This window comes from Paraburkholderia phymatum STM815 (assembly GCF_000020045.1).
In the GTDB taxonomy this organism is placed as follows: domain Bacteria; phylum Pseudomonadota; class Gammaproteobacteria; order Burkholderiales; family Burkholderiaceae; genus Paraburkholderia; species Paraburkholderia phymatum.
The window spans coordinates 1,356,651-1,372,448 of record NC_010623.1; the positions used below are offsets into that span (position 1 = coordinate 1,356,651).

General features: G+C 65.2%; 8 protein-coding genes. 7 read left to right on the plus strand and 1 reads right to left on the minus strand.

Annotated features, from left to right (window positions below; translation table 11 throughout):
- Window positions 1-15: 15 nt before the first annotated feature.
- Window positions 16-9,396: an ESPR-type extended signal peptide-containing protein gene (locus BPHY_RS21820; protein ID WP_012403626.1), complete on the minus strand. Its 9,381-nt coding sequence runs from the start codon at window positions 9,394-9,396 to the stop codon at window positions 16-18.
- A 432-nt stretch (window positions 9,397-9,828) separates the two neighbouring features.
- On the opposite strand from BPHY_RS21820, the gene BPHY_RS21825 reads away from it, so the two are divergent.
- The 7 genes from BPHY_RS21825 to BPHY_RS21855 are packed head-to-tail and all read left to right on the plus strand — an operon-like array spanning window position 9,829 to window position 15,798.
- On the plus strand, window positions 9,829-10,119 hold the full coding sequence (locus BPHY_RS21825; protein ID WP_041764518.1) for a Flp family type IVb pilin: 291 nt from the start codon (window positions 9,829-9,831) through the stop codon (window positions 10,117-10,119).
- Window positions 10,120-10,142: 23 nt separating this feature from the next.
- The gene (locus BPHY_RS21830; RefSeq protein WP_012403628.1) at window positions 10,143-11,663 is read left to right on the plus strand and encodes a pilus assembly protein TadG-related protein; all 1,521 of its coding nucleotides are present in this window, start codon (window positions 10,143-10,145) and stop codon (window positions 11,661-11,663) included.
- 8 nt (window positions 11,664-11,671) lie between these two features.
- A complete protein-coding gene (locus BPHY_RS21835) occupies window positions 11,672-12,481 on the plus strand; it encodes a hypothetical protein (protein ID WP_244257620.1) in 810 nt (269 codons plus the stop codon).
- Window positions 12,478-13,194: a hypothetical protein gene (locus BPHY_RS21840; protein WP_012403630.1), complete on the plus strand. Its 717-nt coding sequence runs from the start codon at window positions 12,478-12,480 to the stop codon at window positions 13,192-13,194. Before BPHY_RS21835 ends, BPHY_RS21840 begins: the two co-directional genes overlap by 4 nt.
- Window positions 13,175-13,372 carry a hypothetical protein gene (locus BPHY_RS21845; protein WP_012403631.1) on the plus strand — a complete coding sequence of 66 codons (198 nt, stop codon included), beginning with the start codon at window positions 13,175-13,177 and terminating at the stop codon, window positions 13,370-13,372. The genes BPHY_RS21840 and BPHY_RS21845 overlap by 20 nt, the downstream gene beginning before the upstream one ends.
- A gap of 19 nt (window positions 13,373-13,391) precedes the next feature.
- The gene (gene cpaB, locus BPHY_RS21850; protein ID WP_012403632.1) at window positions 13,392-14,411 is read left to right on the plus strand and encodes a Flp pilus assembly protein CpaB; all 1,020 of its coding nucleotides are present in this window, start codon (window positions 13,392-13,394) and stop codon (window positions 14,409-14,411) included.
- Between the two features lie 31 nt (window positions 14,412-14,442).
- Window positions 14,443-15,798, plus strand: a complete 1,356-nt coding sequence (locus tag BPHY_RS21855) for a type II and III secretion system protein family protein (protein WP_012403633.1) — start codon at window positions 14,443-14,445, stop codon at window positions 15,796-15,798.

Below are 15,798 nucleotides of genomic sequence, written 5' to 3' on the forward strand. Positions count from 1 at the left end.
GTCAGAGGCAGCCGGTCAGTTGCCGAACACGATGCCGAGGCCCGCGCGGACGATCGTGCTGTTGCCGCCTGCACTCGACACGCCGAGGTTGTAGTTCACTGTGCCCTTCTCGTTCCAGCGGGACACGCCCACGCCGAGTGCCGCCGTGCCACGATAGCCGGCGACGCCTGCGTTGAGCGTCGTGCGTCCCGGCAGATACGGCGTGACGATGTTCAGCGCGGACGCGGACGCGATACCGCGGCGGTTCTCGCGGTCCATGTCCTGCATGCTCTTGTAGACGCCGCTAACCGCGCTGTTCATCTGGCCGACGTTGACGGCATCCGTCGCCGCCGTGCCCGCCGCGACGTTGGTGATCTGCCGCTCCGCGCCCGCTGCGCCCACCGACACGCTGTTGTCGCGATCGGCCACCGAGTTCGCGCCCAGCGCGACGGCATTCGCGGACAGTGCGGAGGCGCCCGCGCCGAACGCGATGGACCGGTCGCCCGCCGTCGACGTGTGCGCGCCGATCGCAATCGCAGCGTTCCCCGATGCGTTCGCGCCGGTGCCGATCGCGACGGCGTCCTGACCCGTCGCCGTGCCGACGGGCAGATCGTCGACGACGACAGCCGGCGTGAAGTTCGTGATCTGCGTCGACATGTAGCTTTGCATCTGCCGCAGATTCACGGCGTCGAATGCATCGACGGCATCGGCGACGTTCTTCAACTGCGTCGGCGAGTTGCCCGCGTTGAATGTGACGCTGGATTTCGACACACCGTCGTACGCGACGAGGGCGTTGGTGACGACGCCCGTCGACGGATCGACGGCAACGCCCGCTGCCTTGAGTTGCTTCAGGTTGACGGCGTCGCTGTCGAGCCTGGCGTCGGCGACGTTCGTCAGCCTGACGGGCGTGCCTGCGCCCGCACCCCCGAGCGTGACCGTGTTGCGCGCCGGCGAGTCGTACACGAGTCCGTTCGGATTGCCGCCTGTCGCGAGCGCGGAATCCACGGCGGCCAGCGCGCCGCCGACGCTGTTGTAGGTCGAGCCGCCGATTGCGTAAGCGGGCGCTTTGATCTTGCCGTCCGCACCCACAATTGCGCCGCTCCCCAGCGCGCCCGCGACCGTGCTCGCCGTGTTGAAGAGTTGGCCGCCGTTCACCGCATCCGTGCTGCCGGATGCAAGCAGGGCGGGCGCGACGTTCGTCAGCTTGACAGGTGCGGATGCGCTCGCGCCGCCCAAGGTGATGCGATCGTGCGCCGCCGTGTCGTACGAGACGGCATCGGGCGAAGCGCCGCCGCCCGATGCGGCGGCAGCGGCGAGCGCTGTGCCGACGTCGTTGTAGGTGCGGCCGCTGATCGTGTAGACCGGCTGTTTCACCGAGCCGTCGCTGGCGAGGTCCGCACCGCCGCCGAGCAGATTCGCGACGCCCTTGAGTTGTGAGACGTTGACGGCGTCGGTGGCCGACGTGCCTGCTGCGACGTTGACGATCTGCCGCTGCAGCGTGTCGCTGCCGACGGAGATCGTGTTCGCACGCGAGGCGATGGAGTTCGCGCCGAGGGCGACGGCGTTCGAGGCGGCGGCTGTCGTCAGCGAATTTGTACCCAGCGCAATCGAGCCGTTGGCGTTGGCTATCGACATTGCACCGAAGCCCAACGATCCGACGCCTTCCGCATCGGCCATATAACCGAGCGACACGCTGTTGGTCCCGCCGAATGCTGTCGATGCGCCTGTGCCGATCACCGTCGAAGCGATGCCGAGCGCAGCGGCGCTCTGGCCGATGGAGGTGCTGCCGTCGCGTGCCGCGGCTGCACCCGCGCCGACGGCGGTCGACTTGCTGGCCCCGGCTGCCGACATCGCGCCGACGGCTAGCGCATTGGTGCCCGATGCGCTCGCGCCGGGACCGATCGCCATCGCGTTGAGATCGGTGGACGTTTGCGCGGAGGCGCCCGATGCGACGTTCGTGCTGATGGCGATGTAGTCGAGGGGATTGGGCGCGCCGAGCAGCATCGAGCGTGGCGCGCTACTCGAGTGCAGCAGTTGGTCATGCATCGCGTTGAGCTGCTCGACGGTGACGGCGTCGTTGGCATTGATGCCGTCTGCGACGTTGGTGATACGGCGCGTCAGGTTGTCCATTGGCGAACCGACGGAGACAACGCCGTCTTCATCCGCGTGTGATCCTGAGCCGAGTGCGACGGAGTTTGCGAATCTCGCCAATGCGCCGTATCCGATCGCCACGGCTCCTTCTTCGGATGCTCGCGAGCCGGTGCCAAGTGCCAGCGAAAGATTGGCTTGTGCTGCGGCGGCGGAGCCAATGGCCACGGAGAAATCGCCCTTCGCGTTTGCTACGGGATCGTCGTTGGGATTCTTGACGGAAACCTGGATGTACTTCGTATAGCCGGTCAGATTGATCATGGATTTGTCCACTGCCGACAGCGCAGTCCCCACGTCGCTATACGACTTATCAGCGATCACGTACGTGGGTGCACCAATCTTCCCATCGCTGCCGACGGCCGCACCGCCGCCCAGCGCCGCCGCCGTCGAATTCGCGACGTTGAAGAGCTGCGAGCCGTTGACGGCGTCGCGGCTGGTCGAGCCAATCGAACCCGGCGCGACGTTCCTCAACGCGACGGGCGAAGTGGCCGTCGTGCCGCCCAGTGTCACGCTGTCGCGCCGCGTGGCCTCGTCGTACAGCACGGCGGACGCGAGTACGGCACTCGACGACGCATCGACGGCCGACTTGAGTTGGCTCACGTTGACCGCGTCGGTGCCTGCCGCCCCTGCCGCGACGTTCGTCACGCGGCGCTCGCTGCCCGCCGATCCGACGGAGACTTCGCCCACGGGCGTGGCGCCTGCCAGCGGCGTCGTGCCGGGTTGATAGGCGGGCGTCGTCAAAACGGCATTCGTCGACGCGTTCGCGCCGAGCGCCACCGAATTCGACGCGCTTGCCTGCGCGTTATCGCCGAGCGCGATCGAGCCGGAATGCGCGGCCTGTGCATGCGCGCCGATCGCGACGGCACCCATATCGTTTGCCTGAGCGTCGCCACCGATCGCGATCGCGTCTTCGCCGCTAGCAAGCGAATCGTCGCGCGCCGAGTTCGCGTGGAAATACCGGATGCCTCCGCCGAGCATGATGTTGTTGACCGTGTTCGACATGTTGTCCACATTGCCCGCGACGTTCGCGACGTTCTGGTTCGTCTGGTACAACTGCGAGCCATTGACGGCATCCATGCTGTTGGCGTTCAGCGCACCTGCCAGGAGATTGGTGATCTTCGTGCCGCTCGCGCCCTTGAGGGTAATCGTGCCCTTCGTCGAAGCGTCGTCATACGCGACGAACGCGCTTGTGACGTTGCCGCTGGTATCGAACGAAGCGCCGAGATCTTTCAGCTGCTTCACGTTGACGGCGTCGGTGTTCGCGCTGCCTGGCGCGACGTTCGACAGCTTCACGGCCGTGGTTGCGCCCACGCCACCGAATGTGACCTTGATCTTCGATGCGCTGTCGTAAGCGACGAACGCGCTCGACACGTTGCCGTTGTTGTCGAACGAAGCACCGAGGTCTTTCAGCTGCCTGAGATTGACGGCGTCCGTGTTCTGCGTGCCCGCCGCGACGTTGACGATCTGCCGTTCCGCGCCGCCAGCGCCGACCGACACCGTGTTCGCGCGATCCGCCAGCGAACCCGTGCCGAGCGCCACTGCATTGGAAGCCGTCGAGCGCGCGTTGCTGCCGACAGCAATCGCTTCGTCGGTTGCCGCCTGCGCATTGCCGCCGATCGCCACTGAATTCGCGCCCGTCGCCTGCGAGTCGGCGAGCGCCGAGCTCGCGTGGAAATACTTCAGGCCGCCGCCGCCCGCGAGATTGTTCAGCGTGTCGCTCATGTTGCTCACGTTGCCTGCGAGGTTCGCCACATTGCCCGCGACGTTCGCGACGTTCTGGTTCGTCTGGTACAACTGCGAGCCGTTGACGGCATCCATGCTGTTGGCGTTCAGCGCACCTGCCAGGAGATTGGTGATCTTCGTGCCGCTCGCGCCCTTGAGGGTAATCGTGGCCTTCGTCGAAGCGTCGTCATACGCGACGAACGCGCTTGTGACGTTGCCGCTGGTATCGAACGAAGCGCCGAGATCTTTCAGCTGCTTCACGTTGACGGCGTCGGTGTTCGCGCTGCCTGGCGCGACGTTCGACAGCTTCACGGCCGTGGTTGCGCCCACGCCGCCGAATGTGACCTTGTTCTTCGATGCGCTGTCGTAAGCGACGAACGCGCTCGACACGTTGCCGTTGTTGTCGAACGAAGCACCGAGGTCTTTCAGCTGCCTGAGATTGACGGCGTCCGTGTTCTGCGTGCCCGCCGCGACGTTGACGATCTGCCGTTCCGCGCCACCAGCGCCGACCGATACCGTGTTCGCGCGATCCGCCAGCGAACCCGTGCCGAGCGCCACTGCATTGGAAGCCGTCGAGCGCGCGTTGCTGCCGACGGCAATCGCTTCGTCGGTTGCCGCCTGCGCATTGCCGCCGATCGCCACTGAATTCGCGCCCGTCGCCTGCGAGTCGGCGAGCGCCGAGCTCGCGTGGAAATACTTCAGGCCGCCGCCGTCGTTCAGATTGTTGAGCGTGTCGCCCACGTTGTTGAGCGAGCCCGACAGATTCGCGACGTCCTGATTCGTCTGGTACAACTGCGAACCGTTGACGGCGTCCGTGCTGTTGGCATTCAGCGCGCCAGCAAGCAGATTCGTGATCTTCGTGCCGCCCGCGCCCTTGAGGGTGACCGTGCGCTTCTGCGCGTCGTCATACGCGACGAACGCGCTCGTCACGTTGCCGCCGGTATCGAACGAAGCGCCGAGATCTTTCAGCTGCTTCACGTTGACGGCGTCGGTGTTCGCGCTGCCTGCCGCGACGTTCGTCAGCTTGACGGGTGACGCCGCACTCACGCCGCCCAGCGTCACCTTGCTGTGCGCGGCGGTGTCGTATTTGACGGCATCGGTCGCATCGCTGCCACTGTGAGCGGCGGCGTCGATGGCGGCGCCGACATCGTTGTATGTCGTCCCGCCGATCACATAGGCCGGCTTCGTAACCGCACCGTCGCTGCCGACGTTTGCGCCGCCGCCCAGCGCGCTCGTCACACCCTTGAGTTGCGACACGTTGACGGCATCCGTGCTCTGCGTGCCTGCCGCGAGGTTGACGAGTTGGCGCTCCGCACCGCCGACGCCGACAGACACCGTATTCACACGATCCGCAACCGATCCGCCGCCGAGCGCGATGGCGTTCGACGCGTTGGCGCGCGCATTGGCGCCGAGCGCGATCGCGTTTTCGTCCGCTGCCTGCGCAGCACCGCCGATGGCGATCGAGTCGCTGCCCGTGGCGCTGGAGTCGTCGAGTTGCGAAGTCGCGTGGAAATACTTGATGCCGCCGCCGAGCATGATGTTGTTGACCATGTTCGACACGTTCACGACATTTGCGCTGACGTTCGCGACATTCAGGTTCGTCTGATACAACTGCGAACCGTTGACGGCGTCCTTACTCGCCGCGTTCAGCGCGGCTGCCGCAAGGTTGGTGACCTTCGTGCCGTTCACACCCTTCAGCGTGGCCGTGCCTTTCGACGACGCATCGTCATACGCGACGAACGCGCTGGTCGCGTTGCCGTTCGTATCGAACGACGCGCCGAGGTCTTTTAGCTGCTTCACGTTGACGGCGTCGGTGTTCGCGCTGCCCGCCGCGACGTTCGTTACCTTTACGGTGGCCGCCGCGCCCGCGCCGCCCAGTGTGACGCGCGTCTTCGACGCATCGTCGTAGGCGACGAACGCCCCCGACACGTTGCCGTTGATATCGAACGAAGCGCCGAGGTCCTTCAGCTGCTTCACGTTCACAGCATCCGTATTCTGCGTGCCTGCCGCGACGTTGACGATCTGCCGCTCCGCGCCGCTCGCGCCGACGGAGACGCTGTTCGCACGGTCGGCAAGCGCGTCGGCGCCGATTGCGACGGTATTGTCCGCCGTGACGCGAGAGTTGCTGCCGAGCGCGACGGCATTCGACGTCGTCGCCAGCGCATTGCCGCCTATCGCGACCGAGTCGGCACCCGCCTGCGAGTCGGCCAGCGACGAGTTGGCGTGGAAATACTTCAGGCCGCCGCCGTCACTCATGTTGTTGAGCGTGTTGCTCGCGTTGCTCAGCCCGGCGATCACGTTCGCGACATTCTGGTTCGTCTGAAACAACTGCGATCCGTTGACGGCGTCGAGGCTCGATGCGCTCACGCTGCCCGCGGCGACGTTCCTGATCCTGGTGCCACCAGCGCCCTTGAGCGAGACGTTCGTGTTCGAGGCGTCGTCATAGGCGACGAAGCCGCTCGTGACTGCGCCACTGGCGTCGATGTTCGCGCCGAGATCTTTCAGCTGCTTCAGGTTCACCGCATCGGTGTTCGCGCTGCCCGCCGCGACGTTCGCCAGTTTCACCGGCGCCGATGCGCCTGTGCCGCCCAGCGTCACCTTGTTGTGCGCGCTCGAGTCGTATTTCACGGCATCAGGGGAACTTGCACCCGCGGCGGCCGTGAGCGCCGCGCCGACGTCGTTATAGGTCGTGCCGCCGAGCACGTACGAAGGATTCGCGAGCGACCCGTCTGCGGCGACGCTTGCTCCGCCGCCGAGCGCGCTTGTCACGCCCTTGAGTTGCGATACGTTGACGGCGTCGGCGTTTGCCGTGCCCGCTGCGACATTGACGACCTGGCGCTGCGTGCCCATATTGCCGACTGAAATCGTGTTCGCGCGATCCGCAATCGAGCCGCCGCCCAACGCGATCGAGTTCGCGGCCGTCACCGTTGCGCCCGTGCCGAACGCCATCGCGTTGCTGGCGGCGTTGTACACGAGCGCGTTGTAGCCGATCGCCACCGAACCCGCGCCGCCCGCGATCGAGAACGAGCCAAAGCCCATCGAGTTGACGCCTTCGGCATCCGCCATGTAGCCGATGGACACGCCGTTCTGCGCATTGAAACCCGTCGATGCGCTCTGGCCAACCACGGTCGAGTTGAGCGCGAGCGCGGCGGCACGCGAGCCGACGGCCGTTGATCCGGCCCGCGCGGCGCCCGAGCCCGCGCCCACGGCGACGGCATTGGCGCCCGATGCGTTCGCCGAAGGTCCGATCGCCATTGCATTCAGATCGTTCGATACCTGAGTCGGCGTGCCCGCCATCACGTTCGGGCTGACCTTGATGTAGTCGAGCGCGGAAGTGTCGGTGAGCAGCGCCGAACGCAGCGCGGGCTGGGTCTGCGCCGATAGCGACTTTTGCAGCGCGTTCAGTTGGCCGACTGTCGCGGCGTCCGTTGCGTTGACGCCGTTCGCCACATTGGTCACGCGCTTCTCGCCGCTCTTGCGGCCCACCGACACCGTACCGGATTCATAGACCTGCGCATTCGAGCCGATCGCCACCGAGTCGTCGTATTGCGCGCGTGCACCCGTGCCGATCGCGACAGAGCGATCTCCCGATGCATAGGCCGCACCGCCGATGGCGGTGGTCTCGACGCCATTGGACAGCGCCTGTGAAGCCGTCGACGACACCTTCACGTACTTCGCCGTGACCTGCACGTCCTGACCGACCGCGCCGATCGCGTTGATCGCGCTGCCCATGTCGTTATAGGTGACGCCGGAGATCACGTACGCGGGCGCCGCGAGCGTGCCGTCCGACTTCAGCAACGCGCCCGCGCCGATCGCGCTCGCGACGCTGCCGGCCGTCGCGTATAGCTGCTTGCCGTTGACGGCGTCGGTGCTGCTCGCGTTGATCGCGCCGTTCGCGACGTTCGTCAGCGCGACGGGCGCATGCGCGAGTGTGCCGCCGAGCGTCACGCTGTTGTGCGCGCCCGTATCGTAGTTGACGCTGTTGACGGAGCCGCCGCCGCCGCTCGCCGCGAGCGCGTCCAGCGCTTGCCCGACGTTGTGATAGGTCTGACCGCCAATCTTGTAGCTGGGCGGCGTGATCGAGCCGTCGGCGGTATTGGCGCCCGCGTCCCCTCCCAACGCCGCCGCCGTGCTCTGCGCCAGCGCGCTCATGCCGCTGCCGACATCGTTGAAACCCTGCTGCGTCGCCTGCGCGAGCTGGAACATCTGCGAGCCGTTGATCGCGTCAGTGCTGGTTTGCGTGATCGCGCCGCCAGCGACGTTCATCAGCCTCACGGGATGCGCCGCACCGACGCCGCCCAGCGTCAGCGCGTCGTGCGGCACCGAGTCGTAGACGACGAGATTCGGAAGCATGCCGCCCGTCAGCGCGTTTTGCACAGTGGTGTTCAACTGCGCGACGTTGACGGCGTCGTTGTCCATCGTGCCCGCGGCAAGATGCGTGATCTGGCGGTTGGTCTGATCGTTGCCTACCGACACCGTGTTCACGCGATCGGCGACCGAACGGGAACCGAGCGCGACCGAGCCGCGCGCCAGCGCCGTCGCATTGCCGCCCACCGCGACCGTTTCCTGGCCCGCTGCCGATGCATCGGCAAGCGTCGATGTCGCGTGAAAGTACTTCAGGTCCGCCGGCAGCACGACGTTATTGCCTGCGCCGCCGCCTCCGCCCCCATTGCCGCCAGCGCTTGCGATCGCGGCATTCAACTGGTTCACGTTGACGGCATCCGTGCCCGCCGATCCCGCTGCGACGTTGACGATCTGCCGCTCGGCGCCTTGCTTGCCGACCGACACCGTATTGCTGCGCGTCGCGACCGAGCTTTCCCCGAGTGCGACCGAGCCGTTCGCGAGCGCGGCGGCGTGCGAGCCGAGTGCCGTCGAAGTCTGTGCCGACGCGAGCGCGTGTCCGCCGACGGCGACCGTGTAGATGTCAGCGGCCTGCGCGTTGCCGCCTACCGCGACCGCGTGATACAGGCCGTCAGCCGTTGCGTCGATACCGACGGCCAGATTGGCTGCGCCCTGCGCAAGCGCTTCGCCGCCGATCGCGATCGGGCCGTTGCCCGCCGTCGAACCTGGCCAGCCATAGGCCGAGCCGTCCTTGCTGACGCCATTCGCCTTCGCTGCGCCGCCGATCGCGATCGCATCGCCGCCGCCACCGCTCGCGGACGATTCGCCGAGTTTCGAATCGACGTGGAAGTACTTCAGGTTGTTGCGGTCGTAGGTGTACGCGTACGCATCCTGCGCATTGACGCCGTTGTATGTGATGTTCGTCGTATTGCCGCCGGCCCCGCACCAGAAGAGGAAGCAGAAGAAGTCGCTGGCCGGCGCAGGCGTCGCGAGGTTCGCCGCGCTCGAAGTCGGCTTCGGCGTCAGCGCCGGATCGGCCGCCCAGGCCGCGCCATAGGTGCCGAACGTAACGGCCGATGCAAGCGCCGCCGATGCAATGTTGAGCGCACAGCGGCTCGACTTCTTGCCGTGCGCGCGGGTGTTTTCCGCCGCGGCGATATAAGTGCCTGCCGCTTCGTTCCACACAGATTGATAGGTTTTGTTCATGCCTCGCGTTTTCCCTTGGATGGACGATGAATCGAACGGGCTGGCAGCGTGGCTTTAAAGCGCCGTTGCCGTTTCCAGTTCGCCGGGAAAATCTATTCGCGAGCGGCGATTCTAAATATCAGTTGAAAAGGTGTCGTGTGTAGGAATTTGCCGAGTATTTGCGGGAAGAATGGAAAGGATTAATGTCTTTATGCATTCTCTCGATTACGCGCAATGCCGATGTGTACAGGCCGTTGTGTGGTATCGCGCATACGCCAGACCGATCGCGTAATCAGTTGCGAAAATGGACCCGGATATTGCAGAAATATCGTCTCCGGAATTTAAAACGGCGTTTTTATACTGGCTTCCCTGTCTGGTTCGAAAATCGAATGGCCAGGCAATGAAGTGAAGGCAAAATTACGTAATTCCTTTAATTACTTCTGGCTCGTCGTTATGAAAATCTCTCTCAAGCGTCATCTGCGCAAACAGGCCGGTCAGGGCATGACCGAATACATCATCATCGTGGCGCTGATCGCGGTCTCGGCGATTGCCGTGTATGCGTCGTTCGGCAAGACGATTCGCGAGCAGACGGCGGGGCTCGCGCATGAAATGTCGGGCACGGATAGCACGTCCGATATCAACGACGCACGCGCTGCGGCGACGGACGGCAAGAGCCAGGCCGACAAGAACAAGGGCATGGGCGCGTACGGCAGCGACGGCAGCCTGTCGACGGGCAACAAGTAAAGCATCGGGCGCGGCTCGTCGTCATGAAACGCACGTCCCGTCGGCGATCTGGCGCGCATGCAGGTCAGGCGCTGGTACCTGCGCTGCTGTTCCTGCTGATTGGCGGCGTCGGTCTGTATGTCGCCTTCGGGTCGTTCCAGATGACGAGCGCAAAGATCAAGCTGCAGAACACGGCCGATGCCGCTGCGTACAGCGCCGCCGTTTTGCAGGCGCGCGACTACAACTTCTCCGCGTATGCGAACCGCGCGATGGTCGCCAATCAGGTGAGCGCGGCTCAAATAGTGGCGCTGAAGTCGTGGATCGACGAACTCGACAACACGTATATGGGCAACCCCGACACCGAGCAACTCGTGACGACCTTCGCCGACCATCCGGCATGGTGGCGCGCGCCAAAGGACCGCGCGCGGCTCGACATCGCGCCCGTGCGTGCGACGCTCGATGCATTGCTGCCCGCCGTCGCGAAGGGTGTCGGCGGCATCACGCGCGCGCTCAGCGACGCGCAGACCGACTATCACGCAGCGATATTCGCGGCTGTGCCCGACATCGCGAACGAGGTCGCGCAACGCAATCAGCCCGACACGCACGTCACGTCCGGCTACTTCACAAGTCCACGCAATGCCGCACAACTCGCTGTGTGGCAAACCTATACGCGTGTCGTCACGCCCGCAGGCAATCTCGACGCCGATCATTTCGCCGATGTCGTGACCGATCCTGCGACACTCGACAGCTTCGTGAAAGCGCGGGTATCGTCGCGCAGCATCGCGCCCGACTATCAGCAGCTCGACGATTCGAGTGCGCGCTGTCCAGGCGGCGGACGCATCGCCATTCGCGTCGCGCATGTCGGCGGCACGCAATTGCGCAGCGACAAGAACGGCTGGCAATCGATCGACGCAAGCACTGCGCATATCACGATCACCTGCGTCGATACATTCGACGCCATCGCGGGGCACGGCGGCAGCGCGAACGGCGACGTGGGCAGCTACATGACGCATCCGCCCTTCGTTGCATGGAGCGACTGGAAGGGCTACGGCGGCTATATGAACTTCGGCGATCCCGACAGCACGCAGCCGGGCATGAACGTGCCCGCCGCGATGGCCGAGCAGTTCACGCAAGGCCCAGGCGTTTCACTCGATCGCGCAAACGGTGGCCTGCTGCCCTATCAGGACATCGCCTATGCGCCGCTTGCGAACGAAGCGCCGCGCATCACGATAGAAGTGGAGCGCATGGCCGCGACGCTCGTCAGGACGACCGGCCTGGGCGGCGCAGGCCGCATGCGGGTGACCAACGGCAGCGCGAGCGGCGCCATGCACACGCTCTCGAGCGCGCATGCTTATTTCGCGCGACCGTCTGCGGACGCGTTGGGAGACCGGCTTGCAGGTGCCTTGCTCGATGCAGGCACATGGCAGCGCGACGATGGAAAGACCGAGTATCCGAGCACGTTCAGTCCTTACTGGCAGGCTTCGCTTGCGCCCGTAAGCGCCGAAGAACGCGCCGCTGCGCAGGCCGCGCAGTATGCGTCGGACGCGCTGGTTGCCTCGCCATGAAAAAACACGTGAAACGGCGCACTCGCGCTCAACCCGGTCAGGCGCTGGTGGAATTTCTCATCGCCACGATGCTTGCGACGAGCGTACTGTTGCTGGGAATTGTCATGCTCGGCAAGTTCAACGATATCCGCAACCGCACGCTGACGGGTTCGCGTTACGCGGCGTGGGAACGCACCGTTTGGATCGATGCGGAAACGAGCGGTTCGGCGACGCGCGACTGGTACGCGCGCTACGGCAGCGACGCGTTGCAGGTACAGAAAAGCGACCGGCAGATTCAGCGCGAGCTGCTGGCACGTGTGATGGCAGGCAACGGCGCTGCGCGTCTCCCACAGCCCGTGATGTGGAAAGACCCCAGCGGCACGGCGCTTCTCGACGATGCGCGCGATCTCACGGTCAGCACGCACGAATCCGACCTATCGACGCCACTCGATGCGTATACGTCGAGTGGCTTTGGCTCGACGCCGACGGCAGCAGGCGGCGCACCATTCGCCGCGAGATTCGAGCTGCCGTCACGTGCATTCCGATCAGCCACCTTGCGCATGGCGACGGGCGTGCATAGCGATGCGTTGCGGCGGCTCTGGAAGGGCTTCGACGGCTTCGCTGTCGATGACACGAATGCGCTGCTCACCAACACCTGGCTGCCAGAAGGCACGCCGCGCGCCGAAGCGTTGTTCGCGCAGGCCGTGCCCGCAGCAGGCGCGCAACTGATCCCTCCGCCGCTGTACGAGAAGCTGCGTGTGTATGCGCCTGAAATCGACACGCTGGAATTCGGCCGCATCCGGGCCGACGTGGTTCCCGCTGACCGGCTTGCGCGATGAAGCACGCGTCGTTGTGTTTCTTCGCCTTAGCCGCGACGGCGATGCCGCCGCCGCTGCAAGCAATGGCCGCGGGTCCCGCTTGCGACCGTCAACCCGTTCACGCCACGCACGTGCAGGTCATTGGCCGCGACATGCTGATCGAGGGCGTGCCGGCGTCCGTTTATCGCATGACGTTCAGCGGGACGTCCGCTGACGTGTCGAGCGAATTCGGCGCGTTCTGGACGCAGGCACACGTTCCCGCGACGGAGCGTCGCGACGCATCGGGCGTGCTGCTCGCCGCGCTCGACGGTGCGTGCCATTACGTGCTTGTGATGCCGTCGCGAGAAGACGGCGAGACGACACAAGGGCTGCTGAGCGTGATGCGTCTCGACGGCGCGGGGGCAACGCATCGCGTCGATGCATTGCTCGTTCCGTTGCCAGAAGGAGCGCGGACAGTTTCGGATATCGAAAGCCGCGACGGGCGGCAGGCAGGCCGCACATGGCTGCTCGACATGTCAGGGGAAACGAAGGACAACGCGCAACGCTACGCACGTCGGCTGCAGCAAGCGGGCTGGCGCGTCGTTGCGCAGATGCCCGCGCCGCGGCTCGGCGGATCGCAGCGCGCAACGGGTCATGTGCTCGCGATGCAGCGCGGCAGCGAGCGGATCGACGCCATTTTCTCCAACCGCAGCGGACAGACGGAGGCTGTGATCCATGCGACGACGGGCCCTTGAAATCCGATACACGCGCGGCAGAACGCAGCGCGGCCAGGCATTTGTCGAGTATCTCGTCGTGACTGCCGTGATCGTGGCTGCGCTGGTCGCGGGCGGCGATCAGTCGATCGTCAGTCAGCTGTGCGCGGCGTTCAGGTCGCTGTATCGCGCGTATAGCTTCGCGCTTTCTTTACCGTAACCACTTCGATTTCAATCCGATGTTCAGGAAGATCAAGTTTCATTCGCTGCTGGGCAATGCATGGCTGCTGTTGCTCGCTGCCGTGCTGACGGCGGGCGCGCTCACGTGGTTTGTCTATCGCTATCTCGGCGAGCGCGAGGCGCATGTGCGCGCCGAAGTGGCGGGCAAGCTCGCGCTGCGAGGCATCGAAGTCGTCGTGCCGCGCCGCGATGTGCCCGCCGGCACGCCGTTATCGAGCGACGCATTCGTATCGCGCGAGATTGCGGCCGATCTCGTTTACGACGACATGGTGCGGGTCGATGCATTCGACGCGTTCCGCAAGGCGAAGCTCGTGCGCGCCGTGATGCATGGACGGCCGCTGCGCACGAGCGATTTTGACGCACCGCGTGGGCGCGATTTCTCCGACATGCTTCCCGCCGGACAGCGCGCGCTGACGTTCGAAATCGATGCGGTGAACTCGACAGCGTCGATGCTGCGGCCCGGCAATCGCGTCGACATGTACTGGGTCGGCACGCAAGCCTACGCGTCGGCAGGCGAGAGAAAGGCGGTGCGCCTGTTGCTGCCCGGCGTGCTGGTGCTCGCGACAGGCCGCAGCGTGAATGCGCGCGATGCAGGCGACGTGGACGAACCGGCCAGCGCATCGCGCTACGACACGGTAACGATGCAGGTGCCCGCCGCCGACGCGCCGCGCATCGTGCTCGCGCAAAAGATGGGCACGCTGCGGCTCATTCTTCGCAACGCCGCCGACGACGACGACATCGCAGCTTCACCCGTCGAGTTGACGGAAGGCGACGTGTTCGGCGCGCAGCTTGCCACACGCGCCGCGTCTGTCGAAGTGATCGCGGGCGGCGGCTCCGGCGCGGCGACAGCGAGCGTCGCGCAGGTCGCGCCGATGCCGTCGGGCGACACGGCGAATCCGCGCGAGCGCGGTCCCGAGGACAGCGTACCCGCGCCCGCTTCGCGGACGCTCTCCGATAGCGCCGCCGTCATCGCGAAGCAGCTGCAGCAACACGCCAAGCGCCGCGGCAACCAGGACTAGAAGAACAAACGCTATTTTTCTCGAGTCATTCATGGAAGCAGGTATCTACCCGAACGCGCTGCGATGCTTCGCAAGTGCCGCACTCTTCATGGGCGTGCTCGCCGCCGGTGCGAGCGCTGCGGATGCGACCAGCGCGCAACGCGGCGTCGACGCAGACGCCGCGCAAAACGCCGCCGTGCTGGATTTGTACAAGGGCGAAGTGCGCATGCTCAACGTGCCTGGCACGATCAAACGCATCGCGATCGGCAACGGCAAGCTCCTGACGGCGAATGTCGTCGACGGGCGCGTGATGCTGCTCGCCGAAAGCGCGGGCATCACGTCGCTCGTCGTGTGGAACGAGCGCGGCGTCGCGCTGCAGACGACGGTGCGGGTCGCCAAAGGCGACGTCGGCATGTCGGCGGCGCAGTTGCGCAGCGTGCTGGCGGCGGTGCCGGGCGTGCGCGTGCAGGAAGTGGGGCCGAACATCGTGTTGGCGGGCAGCGTGCATCGCGAAAAGGCGGCCGCAGTGAAAGCCGCGATCGCCGATATGACGAACGTGATCGACACCACCACGATCGACGAAGGCGATGCGCTGAAGAAAACCCTGCATTTCAAGGTGCAGATCATGGAAGTGACGCGCACCGGGCAGAAGGACATTGGCATTGCGTGGGACAGCCAGTTCGCGGGACCGCAGGTGTCGGGACAAGGCTTCATCGGCTCCGGTGCGGCAAGCGGCGCAAACTTCTTTCTTGCAGGAATCGCATCGACCATCACTTCGCGCATCAATTTCGCGATCAACAACGGTGACGCGTTCATCCTCGCCGCGCCCGAACTGAATACGAAGAGCGGCGGCACGGCATCGTTTCTCGCGGGCGGCGAAGTGCCGATTCCAAAGGCGGGTGCGCTCGGCACGACCGACGTCGAATACAAGCCGTACGGCATCCGGTTGAACATCAGGCCCGTCGTCGATGCGAACGACATCATCTCGGCGACCGTCCAGACGGAGATCAGTCAGATCGACCCGTCGGTGTCGTATGGCGGATTTCCAGGCTTCCTGACGCGCAGCGCCAGTTCGGACATCTCTCTGCGGGCAGGCGAAACGATCGCAATTTCGGGCCTCGTCAGCGCGGACGCGTTGAATGGATCGGCAGGGATGCCGTTTTTTGCGCGGCTGCCCATCATCGGGCAACTGTTCCGCTCTGACAGCTTCCGCGCGAAGAACAGCGATCTCGTGATTTTCGTGACGCCGCTGATCTCGGAGCCGTCTGGCGAACCGAATACCGCGCTGCTGGCACGTGCGCAGGAAGGCGGGCGACGTTACGCGCAACAGTACGGCGCGCGCAGTCCGCTCGATGTGCCCATTGCGCAGCCTGCGCCCTCGAATGCAACGCACAACCCCTCACATTGA

Excerpts from the sequence above, each read along its gene's own strand:
- BPHY_RS21825 (WP_041764518.1), top strand. The coding sequence starts at position 9,829 with ATGAAAATCTCTCTCAAGCGTCATCTGCGCAAACAGGCCGGTCAGGGC.
- BPHY_RS21820 (WP_012403626.1), bottom strand. The coding sequence starts at position 9,396 with ATGAACAAAACCTATCAATCTGTGTGGAACGAAGCGGCAGGCACTTAT.
- BPHY_RS21830 (WP_012403628.1), top strand. The coding sequence starts at position 10,143 with ATGAAACGCACGTCCCGTCGGCGATCTGGCGCGCATGCAGGTCAGGCG.
- cpaB (WP_012403632.1), top strand. The coding sequence starts at position 13,392 with ATGTTCAGGAAGATCAAGTTTCATTCGCTGCTGGGCAATGCATGGCTG.
- BPHY_RS21845 (WP_012403631.1), top strand. The coding sequence starts at position 13,175 with ATGCGACGACGGGCCCTTGAAATCCGATACACGCGCGGCAGAACGCAG.
- BPHY_RS21855 (WP_012403633.1), top strand. The coding sequence starts at position 14,443 with ATGGAAGCAGGTATCTACCCGAACGCGCTGCGATGCTTCGCAAGTGCC.
- BPHY_RS21840 (WP_012403630.1), top strand. The coding sequence starts at position 12,478 with ATGAAGCACGCGTCGTTGTGTTTCTTCGCCTTAGCCGCGACGGCGATG.